17 protein-coding genes are annotated in these 13,056 nt (G+C 61.5%); 3 read left to right on the forward strand and 14 right to left on the reverse strand.

Going from position 1 to position 13,056, the window contains the following annotated elements:
- Nucleotides 1–396 (forward strand): IS66 family transposase (locus GV832_RS14730; protein WP_168775655.1); only part of this gene is annotated, 396 nt, incomplete at its 5' end.
- A 20-nt stretch (nt 397–416) separates the two neighbouring features.
- On the opposite strand, the gene GV832_RS14735 is transcribed toward GV832_RS14730, so the two are convergent.
- The 5 genes from GV832_RS14735 to GV832_RS14755 form a co-directional block, all read right to left on the reverse strand.
- Nucleotides 417–878, reverse strand: coding sequence for a hypothetical protein (locus GV832_RS14735; protein WP_168775656.1), 462 nt, complete (start codon nt 876–878; stop codon nt 417–419).
- A 50-nt stretch (nt 879–928) separates the two neighbouring features.
- On the reverse strand, nt 929–1,663 hold the full coding sequence (locus tag GV832_RS14740; protein ID WP_168775657.1) for a response regulator: 735 nt from the start codon (nt 1,661–1,663) through the stop codon (nt 929–931).
- A 94-nt stretch (nt 1,664–1,757) separates the two neighbouring features.
- Nucleotides 1,758–2,282 (reverse strand): TlpA family protein disulfide reductase, encoded by a 525-nt coding sequence (locus GV832_RS14745; protein WP_227754443.1) that lies wholly within the window; start codon nt 2,280–2,282, stop codon nt 1,758–1,760.
- 58 nt (nt 2,283–2,340) lie between these two features.
- Complete coding sequence (locus tag GV832_RS14750) at nt 2,341–3,816, reverse strand: multicopper oxidase family protein (RefSeq protein WP_168775658.1); 1,476 nt, start codon at nt 3,814–3,816, stop codon at nt 2,341–2,343.
- A gap of 61 nt (nt 3,817–3,877) precedes the next feature.
- Nucleotides 3,878–4,234, reverse strand: a complete 357-nt coding sequence (locus GV832_RS14755) for a hypothetical protein (RefSeq protein WP_168775659.1) — start codon at nt 4,232–4,234, stop codon at nt 3,878–3,880.
- A gap of 182 nt (nt 4,235–4,416) precedes the next feature.
- Here GV832_RS14755 and GV832_RS14760 point away from each other — a divergent pair, with 182 nt between their 5' ends.
- Nucleotides 4,417–5,028 (forward strand): hypothetical protein, encoded by a 612-nt coding sequence (locus GV832_RS14760; protein WP_168775660.1) that lies wholly within the window; start codon nt 4,417–4,419, stop codon nt 5,026–5,028.
- 94 nt (nt 5,029–5,122) lie between these two features.
- Complete coding sequence (locus tag GV832_RS14765; RefSeq protein ID WP_168775661.1) at nt 5,123–5,590, forward strand: DUF411 domain-containing protein; 468 nt, start codon at nt 5,123–5,125, stop codon at nt 5,588–5,590.
- Between the two features lie 39 nt (nt 5,591–5,629).
- Here GV832_RS14765 and GV832_RS14770 read toward each other — a convergent pair whose 3' ends face one another.
- The 9 genes from GV832_RS14770 to GV832_RS14810 all read right to left on the reverse strand — a co-directional run bounded on the left by GV832_RS14770 (nt 5,630) and on the right by GV832_RS14810 (nt 12,820).
- A complete protein-coding gene (locus GV832_RS14770; RefSeq protein WP_168775662.1) occupies nt 5,630–6,268 on the reverse strand; it encodes a hypothetical protein in 639 nt (212 codons plus the stop codon).
- The gene (locus GV832_RS14775; protein ID WP_168775663.1) at nt 6,265–6,987 is read right to left on the reverse strand and encodes a DsbA family protein; all 723 of its coding nucleotides are present in this window, start codon (nt 6,985–6,987) and stop codon (nt 6,265–6,267) included. The genes GV832_RS14770 and GV832_RS14775 overlap by 4 nt, the downstream gene beginning before the upstream one ends.
- Nucleotides 6,988–7,099: 112 nt before the next feature.
- Entirely contained in the window at nt 7,100–7,576 is a 477-nt protein-coding gene (locus GV832_RS14780; RefSeq protein ID WP_168775664.1) for a c-type cytochrome, read from the reverse strand.
- The gene (gene mrdA, locus GV832_RS14785) at nt 7,573–9,528 is read right to left on the reverse strand and encodes a penicillin-binding protein 2 (protein WP_168775665.1); all 1,956 of its coding nucleotides are present in this window, start codon (nt 9,526–9,528) and stop codon (nt 7,573–7,575) included. The genes GV832_RS14780 and mrdA overlap by 4 nt, the downstream gene beginning before the upstream one ends.
- Nucleotides 9,515–10,258 (reverse strand): ferric reductase-like transmembrane domain-containing protein, encoded by a 744-nt coding sequence (locus GV832_RS14790; RefSeq protein WP_227754444.1) that lies wholly within the window; start codon nt 10,256–10,258, stop codon nt 9,515–9,517. The genes mrdA and GV832_RS14790 overlap by 14 nt, the downstream gene beginning before the upstream one ends.
- A complete protein-coding gene (locus GV832_RS14795) occupies nt 10,255–10,746 on the reverse strand; it encodes a hypothetical protein (protein ID WP_161763852.1) in 492 nt (163 codons plus the stop codon). The genes GV832_RS14790 and GV832_RS14795 overlap by 4 nt, the downstream gene beginning before the upstream one ends.
- Nucleotides 10,736–11,131 (reverse strand): hypothetical protein, encoded by a 396-nt coding sequence (locus GV832_RS14800; protein WP_168775666.1) that lies wholly within the window; start codon nt 11,129–11,131, stop codon nt 10,736–10,738. The genes GV832_RS14795 and GV832_RS14800 overlap by 11 nt, the downstream gene beginning before the upstream one ends.
- A 22-nt stretch (nt 11,132–11,153) precedes the next feature.
- A complete protein-coding gene (locus tag GV832_RS14805) occupies nt 11,154–12,137 on the reverse strand; it encodes a c-type cytochrome (protein ID WP_227754445.1) in 984 nt (327 codons plus the stop codon).
- A gap of 2 nt (nt 12,138–12,139) precedes the next feature.
- Entirely contained in the window at nt 12,140–12,820 is a 681-nt protein-coding gene (locus GV832_RS14810; protein WP_168775667.1) for a cytochrome c, read from the reverse strand.
- Nucleotides 12,821–13,056 lie beyond the last annotated feature (236 nt).

A 13,056-nucleotide genomic window follows, 5' to 3' on the forward strand; every position in this document is an offset into this window, starting at 1 on the left:
GTCCGCCCGCTCGTTGAAGACCTGCACGACTGGCTCAAGGCCGAACGATCCCGCATGTCCAAGCACAACCCGGTCGCCAAAGCCATCAACTACATGTTCGAGGAGCCTGGCCGTTGGGAGGCCTTCACCCGGTTCCTCGACGACGGCCGCATTTGTCTCACGAACAACGCGGCAGAGCGCGCCCTGCGCGGCGTCGCCCTCGGACGCAAGGCCTGGCTCTTCGCAGGCTCCGCCCGCGGCGGGGAACGCGCAGCCTTCATGTATTCCCTGATCGTCACCGCCAAAATGAACGACGTTGACCCACAGACCTGGCTCGCAGATGTCCTCGCCAAGCTACCGGCAACCACACCGTCACGCCTGCCGGATCTCCTGCCCTGGAACTGGAAAACCAAATAGCCACGGCCTAGACCGGAGGCTTACTGTGGCGCGCCTGGAATGCGCGGTGTCCAGCTAAGCAGGCTGACGTTCAGCCAAGTGTCGTCGGCCAGACGCATCGAGATCAAAGCGACATGTGGGTCCGAAGCCAGTCCGTCCTGCGCGCCGATGGTCAGCCCGCCTTCAGCGAGTTCGGGGGCCAGTTCAATCAGTCGGGCCTGCAGATCTACCCACAGGGCGTTAGGACTGTCGGCTTCGACGACCCGTTCGTCCCGGCTCCAATGCGCCTCGATAGCTCCGCTCGAAAGATCATGGGCGGCGTCTTCGCGCAGCTCTTCGGGCAGTCCCGCCAGCGTGCGCTTGATGGTAACCAACCTGTCAGCCAGCCGACGCTCCGTAGCATCGGACAGGTCGGCACTGAGAGAAGCACGATAGGTCTGCAACCCGACAATCTGGACGGTTGCAATTCCCAGGATCAGAACGATCGTCGTGCGGGCGACCAACGTATCGAGTCGTAGTCGCCGGGCAGCGCCCCATAGCGCCCTGACCCGCATCACTTTCGGCGCACCGATGCTGTAAAGAGATAGCCTGCGCCACGGATCGTCTTGATCACTTCGGCGGTCCCCTCAATCTTCCGACGAAGCCGACTGACCTGAACATCAATCGACCTGTCAAACACGTCTGCGGTTCGGTTCTTTGTGCTATCCAACAGATAGTCCCGCGAAAGGACCCGCTGAGGCGCCTCAAGAAAGGTGAGTAAAAGGTCGTACTCGCCGCTCGACAGGTCCACTACAACGCCTGTCGGATCCATAAGTTCGCGCTTCAGAGTGTCAAGTTGCCAGCCTTCGAACTCGATTAACCGGCCTGACCCCTGATTTCCGGCGTTACCTGCAAAACGACTGCGTCGAAGAACTGCCTTGATCCGCGCCAGAAGTTCGCGCGGATTGAAAGGCTTCGGAAGATAATCATCGGCGCCGACCTCCAGCCCTACGATCCGGTCGATTTCATCACCTTTCGCAGTCAACATGACGACTGACACTTGGCTTTCGGCACGCAAAGCGCGGCACAGCTCCAAGCCATTGGTACCAGGCAGCATGATGTCGAGCACAACAAGATCGGGCGAAGACGCCTGCATCTGCGCCTTCATTTCAGCCCCGTTTCGAGCAGTTGCGACGGAAAATCCGTTTGAGCGCAGAAATTTTGCGACCAACAGAAGGATCTCCCCGTCGTCATCGACGACGAGAATGCGGCCTTCCGGCGCTTCGGCGGTGCTGGACAGTTTCAACATCACTTTTCAATCTGGTTCAGCGTGCTCAACACGTGGTCGCGCGACGCTACGACACTGTTGCGCATTTGTATCGAATTGTTGCAGTAGCCGGCTGCTACTGAAGGACCGAAGATATCTGACGGACAGCCTCGCCGCTTCCCCAGTCGAAAGGGCCCTGAAGCCGCCCGATTTCACGCGTCTCGCGGTCGATCAGAAGCGTCGTCGGCAGTCCGATGAAGGCGAGTGCCAGTTGAACCCGCAACGGTTCCGCCCAGTAAAGCGGCAGGTTCACAAGTCCGACTTCATCATAGAAACGTCGGCCCCTTTCGATCCCGCCTTCGTCGATGCAAAGGGGTAGTACGGCAAAATCCGGGCCTCCAAGCAGCTCTTCCAAACGGTCGAGTGCTGGCATCTCTTGCCGGCAGGGCGGGCACCAGGTCGCCCAGATGTTCAAAAGGATCACACGCCCGGCAAAGTCCCCAAGAACCTTGGTGGTTCCTGCTTCTTCCTGGATAGGCGGGGAAAGCAGAGGCTGCGGGTCCTTTCGCAGCCGGAAAGGCGGTCGCGCCTGGGCGGGCTCCGCAATGAAGCTCGCTGCAAGACCGGCAAGGAGAGGTCGACGACCCATCTGAATTGACATTGGCATTTCCCTTCGCGGAAGGTCGGACCCGCAGGCAATCTGCGGGTCCGGATCGTCGTCAGGCCGAAACCGCGAACTCAGTCATCATGCCTGTCGAGAGATGCGGCATGTGATGGCAATGCAGCATCCACCGCGCTGCTTCACCCGCATCCACCGCGACCGTCACCATCCCCATCGGCGGCACATGAACGGTGTCACGAACAGCACCCGCGATCCGGCTCTGGCCCACGCCGACCACCTGGAAAGCGTGGCCATGCAGGTGCATGGGATGTGCCATCATTGACATGTTGTGGAACATGATCTCGACACGCTCGCCGGTTTTCGCGGTCACCGGGGAATGTTTGCCCCAGGTCTGCCCGTTGATGGTCCATACGTAGGGCATCATCGAGCCGCCCAGCATCAACATCGGCTGGGACGATGCCGCGCGCTCCGGCAGTGGGGTGACGGCGCGCAGGGCCGCTTCCTGCGTCAGATCGGAGCTGAAGGCAGGATGGTCGGCATCGGACATGTCGGCGATCTTCGTCACCGTGGCCCCTGGCGTCGCAAGGACGAGACCCGTCCGTTCTCTTGCACCCTCGCGCAAGGCGAGGACCGGGAAGGCCCCGCCTTCGGCAGGAACATCAAGCTCGATGTCCAGCCGCTGGCCCATCGCGATTCCGAAACGGCTGCCAGGAAGAGGCTGCACCGGCTCGCCGTCCACGGCGACCAGCCGCCCGGTTAGCGCGCCGGTGTCGATCCAGAACACCGTTGCGGCGGCTGCGTTGATCACCCGAACAAGGACCTTGCCGCCCTTGTCCACCTGGACGACTTCAGGGTCATCCAGCGTCCGGTCATTGGCAAGGTAGGCATCAAAGTTGTAGTCGTTCAGGTCCATCGCCATGCCGTCCATGCCCGGCATCGCCGTCATGTCCCCCTGACCCATCGCGCCCATGTCCATGCCAGAGTGGTCCATTCCTCCTTGGCCCATCTGGCCATGGTCCATGCCGGCCATTGACGCGCCACCGGTAATCTCTGCCAGCACCTCCGCAGGCGGCTTGAACGAAAAGTCGTGCAGGAACAGCGTCACGTCCTGCCGATCGGCCGCAACGTCCTCGGGTCGCAGCACGATCAAGGGCGCGGCCAGCAGCAGCATCTCATGCGCGGGGACATGCGCATGCATCCAATGGGTGCCCGGGCGCGCGGCAAAGTCATAGGCGCGGCTTTCGCCGGGTTGCAGCGTGGCCATAGGCATGTCCGGCACGCCGTCTTGAGCGTTTGGCGGGATCTGTCCGTGCCAGTGGATTATGGTCGGCTCGGTCAGGGTATTCGTCAGATCGACGGCAAATGCCTGACCCGGGTCGAGAACCAATCCAGACCGGCCGTTGCCGTCCACCAGCCCCCAGACGGTGGCGGCCCTGCCCCGGACATCGAGCGTCCGGGTCGTCGCCGTCAGCGACATGCGGGCTGATTGTGCTCTAGCACTAGCAGGCAGAATAAGTGAGGCGGCAGCAGCCGCAGAAGCGGCCAGAAAGCCGCGGCGAGAGAGAGCGATCATGCGAATTCTCCTGTATCGCAACGTGAAAAGACTGAAGGCCCCGGCCAGCGGAGCTATGGGGTCAGATCAGGGTGCGTTTCGGAGGTGGGCCAGGTGGCGGGAGGGCAAGCGATGCGGCCAGCAGGTCATTGTTCAGGCTGATTTCAACCGAACGCGCGATGGCGACGACGCCCGGGCTTGGTGCGGGAAGAGCCGCGGCTGCAAAAAGACAATGTTGCTGGCAAAGCAGGCGTTGTGCATCGTCAATCGGGCTGCCGTCGGATGACATATGCGCGACATGGCCAGCCATCGCCATCATCTGCTCATGGTCTGCATGAGACTGTTGCCGGCCATCGGCGGAGGCAAGCATCGGCAGGAACGCCGCCAGAAGATAGGCGGCGAGAATCAATGCACGCATAGGAAACGTCGAACTGGTCATGCTCTCGCTTGTATCAGCCTGGTCTGGTCCCGTCATCTGACAGTTTGGTGTCTGGACCGCATGGCGATAGCATCGACTGCAGCAGAATTGCCGCGTTTTCCCTCGTCTTGACTTGATAGCGCAGAGTTTACTGGCAACTGAACGAAGGTCGCGAAAACGTCATTCATCTGACGGGACACGCCATGAAACGATTGTTCTTCGCCCTTTTCGCACCTCTGTTTCTGTCCGCCTGCGGCGCCGAACCGATTTGGGCGCCTGATGAGGCCGTGGCCGAGGCGCGCTATGAACATGTCGGCCCGACCTCGGTCACGCTCTATACCGTCCTGTCGACCCGCAGCGGCACCGGTGCGCATGCCGGGCTTTTGATCAATGGCTCAGAGCGTGTCCTCTTCGATCCGGCGGGAACCTGGCGACATCCGAAGCTTCCGGAGCGCAACGATGTCCATTTCGGGATCACGCCGAAGATGGTCGACTTCTACATCGACTACCATGCCCGCGAAACTTACGACGTTGTTGAGCAGACGATCATGGTTTCGCCAGAAGTTGCGGACCTGATCATGGCGCGTGCCAAAGCGTACGGCGCGGTGCCCAAGGCGAACTGCACAATTGCAATATCGCGCGTACTTGACGGCGTTCCCGGCTTCGAAAGCCTGCCAATGACCTGGTTTCCGAAACGGATGATGGAAGGTTTCGCAGATTTGCAGGGCGTTCAGACCCGCAGGGTTACGGACGATGACGCAGATGAGAATCATGGCGTCCTTCTGGTGCAGGCCGGGGACGCGCGTCTTCGGTAGTTTCTTGGTGATCAGGCCTATTGGGAGCCATACTACGCTCGCCACGCCCGGCCTTTGGCAGTATTTTGCGGTGACACATAGACTGGGGCTTTTGATGAACCTTGCGCGCCGTACTCTTCTTCTTACCGGATCGACCATCCTTGCCATGAGCGCTGTGCCTTTGCTGGCCGAAGGGGACGAGCGGATCCATGTGGTAAAGGACCCTGGCTGCCCCTGTTGCAACGCTTGGATCGGCCACCTGCGCGAAAACGGCTTTAACGTCAGCTTTGAAGAGCGCAGTGTCGAAGACCTCGCGACCTACAAGCGGGAGCGCGGCATCCCGGAGAACCTGTCGTCCTGCCACACGGCGACCATCGGCGACTACACCATCGAAGGGCACGTTCCAGCAGCGGATATCCGCAGGCTGATGGCCGAACGCCCCTTGGCGGTAGGACTTTCCGTTCCGGGCATGCCATTCGGCTCACCGGGAATGGGTCCAGAGACAGAGCGTCAGGCATATGACGTGGTCCTGGTCAGTCAGGACGGAAGCAGTACGGTCTTCACCAGCTATCCGGCGGCGTGAGATCCCCACCCGGTGCGCGCCGCGCGAGACACCACAGGATCATCTTGGCAAGCCGACCTCGGATGCTTGCCAGGCTTCCAGAAGCTCATCCCGCGGCCCCGCCCCGTCAAGCGGTCTGATCGCGACATCCAACCTGCGCGCCGCATGGTAGGCTGACGCGGCCAAAGGATCGGGCTCTTTGCCGTAGGCGAGCCGGTAGCGTGTGATGAAACCTTCCATGCGGTCATCACCATTCCAGCCCTCCGCAAGGAGTGCTTGCACCAGAACGATGCTCGCACGGCTGTACTTGCTCGCCGCGTCGTCGTCGGCAGGCTTCGGTCCAAGGACGATGACGACATCAGCCGCCTCGTCTGGTGAGCCAGTCAACTCCTGGACCAGTCTGGTGGCTTCGGCCGGAAGCGGAAGAACATGCACGTCAACGCCGCCCAGATGCCCGTCGGAGGTTTCGTTTGGGTGCCCGTCCCGCTCGTCGGCAGCCAGCAGGAATCCTCGGACAGCCTCGGCAAGGTCTTGCTCAACATTCTCACCGACGACGAGAATTGCTGCGGTGAACGAATGCGCCGCGGCAATTCCAGACAGCGCAATCCATATTGCCGCCGCGATGGCCAGGATCGCATTACGCGCAGGGAAGACGGTGCAACGGAAGAATTCATAAGCGAGTCGTCTCGAACCACTCATTCTGATGCCCGAACAGAAGCCACGATTTCGGACAACTGCGCCTTTTCAACAAAACCGGGGACCAACTGATCGCCTACGACAAAGGACGGCGTCCCGCTGAAACCGAGCGCCTCGGCGAGACGCATCGAGGTTGCAATGTGCTCTTCGATCTCAGGCGCCTGCATGTCTACCTTGAGTCTGTCCAAGTCCAGGCCGATCTCGCCGGCAATACGCAGCACCGTGTCGGCCTCTACCTTGCCACGCATGCCCATCAGAGCATTGTGGAACTCGGTATATTTGCCCTGATTCCGGGATGCAAGCGCGGCGCGTGCGGCGAAAGCAGATCCCTCGCTGAGGATTGGCCATTCGCGCATCACCAACCGGATGTTGCCGTCTTCGGCCAGAAGCGCGTCGACTTCCGGCATCGCGCGCTTGCAGTAGGGGCAGTTGTAGTCAAAAAACTCGACCACCGTGATATCGCCCTCCAGATTGCCTAGAACCGGTGCGTTGGGGTCACGTTCCAATGTGTCGCGCTCGTTGGCCAATACTGCGGTTGCGGCGGCTGCCTGTGTTTCCGCCTGCCGTTCTTCGAGGGCCTGGAGCGCCTCGAGGATCAGTTCGGGGTTTTCGCGCAGGGCCTCGGCCACGAGAGCCTTGATGCGTTCATCCGAGACCTCCTGCGCGAAGGACGGCAAAGCAACTTGGAAACTGAAGACAATGGCTAGCAGCAGGGATTTCATTCGCATCGGGCGGACCTTTCATTTCGTGCATTCTTTGAGGGTTGATGCTTCCTCAAGTAACTCGAGAGGCAAGTCCAAACTTGGACCGACAGACTATCGTTCGGGTCAGGCATCATGGGGCGAGTGCCTCGACGGCGCTCCGCTCTGCTTGCGTGGCGCGGATGCCGTCGGGCCAAGTCGATTTGATGTAATCGAGAACAGCTTCGATATCCTCGTCCGTCAGACGGTCGCCGAAAGCCGGCATGCCGGAGGTGAAGGCAACGCCCATTTCGTCAAGGACGGCCTGCCCGCCGCGTTTGATGTAGTCGTGCAGCATGATGTCGCCGTGATGCCAGGTGTGGCCCCCCGCGTCATGCGGCGGGGCGGGATAGGTCCCGTCCTCATTGGCCGTTCGCCAGTCGGGATGTCCTTCCAGATCGGCGCCGTGGCACGACCCGCATTCCGCCTCATAGATGGCGCGACCTTGTTCGAGATCGGGGCTATTGTGGAAGAACGCGTCTGCTTGTGGCGCGGACAGCAGAAAGAATGCCGCGGGCGCAACAATCGCAGCGCCTCTGAACTTGCCAGCTCTTGGCTTGGTGGCCTTCATGTCCGGCTCACGGTGATCGGTGTCACCCCATCCGGCGGGAGAATCCGTTCGGACAGTTGAGCCAGATCCTCCCGAATTCGGGCCCGCTGAGCAGTAGGATAGGCATCTTCGGGCGGCAGGCCGCCGTGTTGGGCAAAGAGCATGATGTCGCGCGCGATCGGTGCCGCCGCCGTTGAGCCGCCGCCGCCATGCTCCACTACAACAGTCACGGCATATCGAGGCGCATCGAAGGGTGCGAAGGCCACGAACAGCCCATGGTCCCGCCTGTTCCATGGGAGTTCGTCCTGCGATCGGACACCGGCTGCGCGCTCGGCCGCTGTAATCGAAAACACCTGGCTCGTTCCGGTCTTCCCAGCCATTGCTTTGGTCACATCCGCGATCCGCGAGGCGTAGGCCGTACCACGCTCGTGGTTCGACACCTCGAACATCCCTTGTCGCACGATCGCAAGCGCTTCTGCCGAAAGTCCAAGTGAGACAGGCGCCGGTTCACCCGGGCTGGCCCCACCGAGCGGGCGCACGAGACGCGGGAGAACTGCCGTTCCTGAGGCTAGGCGCGCGGTCATCGTGGCTAGCTGAATTGGCGAGGTCAACGTGAAGCCTTGGCCAATGGACGCGTTGATCGTGTCGCCAATCAACCAATCCTGACCGTAGCGCTCTTGCTTCCAGGCGCGTGAGGGATTGTTGCCGTGAACCATTCCCGACAGCGGAAGGTCGTATTTCTGGCCCAGTCCGAGACGGTCATTCATCGCAAAGATGCCATCGATCCCGATCCGTTGCGCAACCTCGTAGAAGTAGACGTCGCAGGACTGCCGCAACGCACCGACCATGTCGACCCGCCCATGGCCGCCGCTTTTCCAGCAATGGAACCTGCGACCAGAGATTTCCACGTACCCGTTGCAGGTCACGGTTTCTGCTGGATCCATGACCCCGCTTTCCAGAGCCGCGAGCGCATTCGACATTTTGATCGTGGACCCCGGCGGATAGGCCCCTTGAACGGTCTTGTCGGCAAGCGGGCGAAACTCGCTGTCGCGCAGTCCGCTGTAGTCCTTGCTCGAGATCCCCCGCACGAAGAGGTTCGGGTCGAATGCAGGGGCAGACGTGCAGCCGAGGAGATCACCGTTCGTGACATCCATTACGATTGCCGCCGCGCTTTGTCCTTCGAGGCGCACACGCATGAAGTTCTGCAAATGATGATCCAGTGTGATCTGCATGTCCGAGCCGGGGGTCGGCGGATCAAGTGCCAGCTCGCGCATGGTCCTGCCGCCGGCGTTGACCTCCACCCGCTGAGCTCCCGGCTCACCGCGCAACGCACGCTCGTGGATCCGCTCAAGCGCCGTCTTGCCGATCTGGTAGTCCGGCGAGCGCAAAAGCGGATCGGGTTCCCCGTCCTTGGCTGTGAGATCGCTGTCGCTGACGGGTCCCACATAGCCGACCTGATGGGCAAAGTCCGGCCCGAAGGGATAGACCCGGGACAGGACCATCTCCGGGTGGACACCCGGAAGAGCCGGGGTGTTCAAGGCGATGATTGACAACTCTTCCCAGGTGACCCTGTCCTTAACGGTCACCGGGACAAAGCCCCGAACGCGGTCAAGTTGCTCCCGAATCCGGTCGATATCCTCGCTCGTCAGACCAAGAAGCCGCTGCAGTTTCGCAAGGACGTCATCGACGTCCCGGGCCTCCTCGTTCACGAGCGTGATCCGGTAGGTGTGCTCGTTGTCCGCGACGATCTTGCCCGCGCGGTCAAAGATGCGGCCCCGGTCGGGGCGCACCAGCCGCAAATTGATCCGGTTTTCCTCGGCCAGAAGGTAATACTCCTCAGCATCGCGTACACCCAGTTGCCACATCCGGAAACCAAGCACACCGACCACCGAGGTCATCATGCCGCCCAGCAACAGCGACCGACGCGTCGTTACCCGTGCGGCCTTGGCAAGATCCCGTTCAGATCGGCGCATGCTTGGCCCTCTCGTCCTGAGACTCCGGTATGCGTCTGCCGCCGATGGTTTTCAGGTAAGCAGCAAGTCGCAGTCCAAGGACCAAGACCACCAGTCCGACGAACCAATACTGCAGGGGGTTAGGCTCGGGCGTCGCCCGGTGAAAGCTGAGGAAGTGCATGAACAGGAAGTAGGCGACATGCGCTACAGACAGCCACCAAAGCGGCAGGACACCCATCTGCAGGAACTTCCAGCCGGAAACGCCCAGGCGGCGCATTGCGACATCGCTTGAGGTTGTGGCCAGGAGGACCGCGAGGAGCAAGGCGGCGATCCCGATTGCGTTGGCCAGACCAAAGCCATGTTGAAACATGACATAGCTGAGGAGTTCGGGATTCCATTCGAAGCCGAAGAGCCGCATCAGGTCCCATTCGACCCAGCCGACAAGAATGATTCCAGCATGCGCAAGCGCCAGAAGGCAGCCGTAGATCCCCGACTCGCGGCGGTAGGTCAGCACCAACACTGCGGGTCTGAGGAGCCGGGCCAGAGGCCCCAGGCCCATCGAAAGCGCAACCAGCACCAGCGAGGCGTCGGCAAGTGCCCGGTTCCAGCGGTGCATCGGACTCCACTCGCCATGGATGGCCGCAAAAATCAGAACGAGGCCAGCAGAGAGGAGGGCCATCAGCCCGTGCCGCAGAAGCACATTCCGGCTCAGCCGTCGGAACATTGGGTCATGGACCGTGACTGTCTTCATTTCACGTCACCCCGATCAAGGCCCCGCGGTCCCTGCACGTTCCTGTTGCCAGTGCGGACAGCGCGAAACCGGCGCCACGTTGTCAACGCGGCGATGCCCATGATGAAGAGCCCGGCAGTCGCAAGCCACGGCCGGAGCGGATCAAACCAGGCAAGAAGCGCGGGTCCACCGAAGACCAGCATGAGCACCTTGTTGCAGGTTGGGCAGGCGATTCCGAGAAAGCTGGCAAGCCCACCCGTCCCGGAAGCGCGCAAGTTGCACTGAGGGACCCACATCGCCGCTGTCACACCTCCGAGGAAGGCCGTCAGAACGGTCGCGACGAACTCCCAAGGCCCGACTGGAGTCATCCGGACAAAAAGCGGGTTCGCCCATACGGCAGTGACCGTGCCGAGGACCACAAACAGGGTGATGCCAACAGCCAGGCCGCGCAGGTTGCGGCGAAGGCTGTCATCATTCAGAAAAGTTGCCGGACCCGGGTTATCGCGCATCAAACTCGACCTCTGCAAACTCTTCACCAAAGCCCACACTGACGACCCAACGACCGGCCATCGGCAGCTCCACGTCGGCGCGCCAGACGCCTGCCTCGACCAGCTGAAGCGGCGGCGCTATGCCGTCCATGTGCATGTCGACCATCGCAAAGTTCACAACTGGCCGCATGCCGGCAGCTGCGCCGGCGTCAGTATCGGGCATGAACTGGATTTCGACCCGAACGTCACGACCACCGAGCGCATAGACCTGGACGTCCATCCGTCCGTCCGAAAACGCTTCAGACACTTCGGCTGTCACCGATGGATCAGCGGAGATCGTGTCGCGCGCATCGAGGGTCCAGACGGTCGTCCAGATGAAGACACCGACGAAGACGGCAACGCCCAAGGCGAGAATGAGGGCAAGCGCTCTAGTTCCCATTTCCCATATCCATCTGTGAATGATCCATTCCAGCCATCGGGGTCTCGATCGGCGTCGGTGCGGGCGCAGGAATGTCGCCCGTGCCTTCGGGGTCGAGGAGATAGGTGGCAATGGCCTCGCGGTCAGCATCGCTCAAAAAGGACGTGCCCTCAGCCACGACCTCGGCCATGCTTCCGCCGAAAGCATCCCCGTTGGGCAGAATTCCGGACTGAAGCGCGTAAGCCAGGTTCGCAACGCCCCAACCTTTTGCGAGGAGAACGTCGCTCAGAATTGGCGGTGCTTTGCTGCCCCCTGGAAGGCTGTCGTTCCCGGCAAAGCGGGCGCCATCATCGAGTCCCCCTGCCAAGGTCCGGCCCGTGTGACAGGCAGCGCAATGTGCAGCCCCCTCGACCAGTTGCCGTCCGCGGTTCCACGGGGAAGACGTGCCCATAAGTGCGTCCGTATCAGGCGTATCAAGGTAGGCCGCGCGCCAGAGCTTCAGTCCCGATCTGAAACTGAAGGGAAAGCCGACGTCGTGGGGTGGGGCTGCATCGCCAACAGCCGGGACGGTGCGGAACGCCTCCCAGAGGTCGGCAATGTCCTGATCGGTAAAACCGGCGTAGAAAGAGTAGGTGAAAACCGGGTAGTAGGGGTCTCCGTCGGGCGACACCCCTTGGCGCACCGCCTTGGCGAAATCCTGGACGGTCCAGCGCCCGATCCCGGCCTCCCTATGCGGGGTGATGTTCGGTGGCACGAAGGTGCCGAAGGGAGTGTCAAGAGGCGCACCTCCCGCGAGCGCCAATCCTTTGGCGGCCGAGTTGGTATGACAGGACACGCAGCCACTTGCGCGCGCGAGATAGGCCCCACGTTCGGCATCGCCGGAAGGGAAGCTCGCGGGCTCGACCTCCCCGATCGGCCACAGTGCCAACACTCCGGCACCTATACCTGCCACGATGGCTGGGAAGACAAAGGAAAGCCGGATCAAACCTCGCATGGTCAGTTCCGGCCCGCACGAAACTGTGCATGACAGGAAGAGCATGTCGCGCTGATCCGGTTGAAGAGGTCGTCCGCCGCCAGTGTCGTCAGATCAAGCTCCAAAACTGTCGGGTCCGATGTCCCTCGTGTCACCGCGATCTTTTCCGAAGCCGCTCCGTATCCCATCAATTCCGCGATCGTGAAGCCCTGCGCCGGTTGCGGTGTTCCGGTCATGCCCATGGCCGAGTGATCCATGCCAGCCATCTCGCCATCTGGCGAACTCGCAGGCTCGAGACCGTTCGGGGCTGCTTCGGCCAAGGCGTCGGCATAGGCCTTCAGTTCTTCGGAGAGAGCCGCGAACTCCTGCCAATCGGCCCAGATTTCCGGCTTGGCATAGGTGGTGCCTTCAAGGCTGTTTTCAGGGAAGAGCGACAGCATCGTCCCACCCGCATGACTTGCAATGACGCTGGCGCCTTCAGACACAATGAAGGTGTCGTAGGGCACGGTGCCCTGCATCATCGGTGCCAATTCGGCGATGGTGTCGCGCATTGCCGTCATTCCGTTCATTCGGTCCAGGACGACGCCCGTCGCCCCCGTATGTGCCAGTGCCACTGCCGCGACGGCGGAAGCGGCAAGCGCGATCGCGCCCGTCCATTGAGATTTCATCTGCCTGACTGCCATTGGTTTCTTGTTGTTGATCATTGGCTGCACCCTGCCGGTCAGGCAGGTCACAGCTTGGGACGAATTCTGGAGTCAGGCTGAGAAAGGGTCTAACCTGAGCCAGTCTTTCAAACCGGCTCGTCTGGTCATCGAACAATCGTTCGGCCCGACTGTCAGGTCAGGGTTCGCGGGGGAGGAAGTGTGATGGCCGGACCGCCAAAACGGCGTTGCGACTGCTCAGCGTCGGGCTGAAGCACAGCCGGAACGGCCGTGGGCTG

The sequence above is a fragment of the Stagnihabitans tardus genome (genome assembly GCF_009925085.1).
GTDB classification, from domain to species: Bacteria; Pseudomonadota; Alphaproteobacteria; order Rhodobacterales; family Rhodobacteraceae; genus Stagnihabitans; species Stagnihabitans tardus.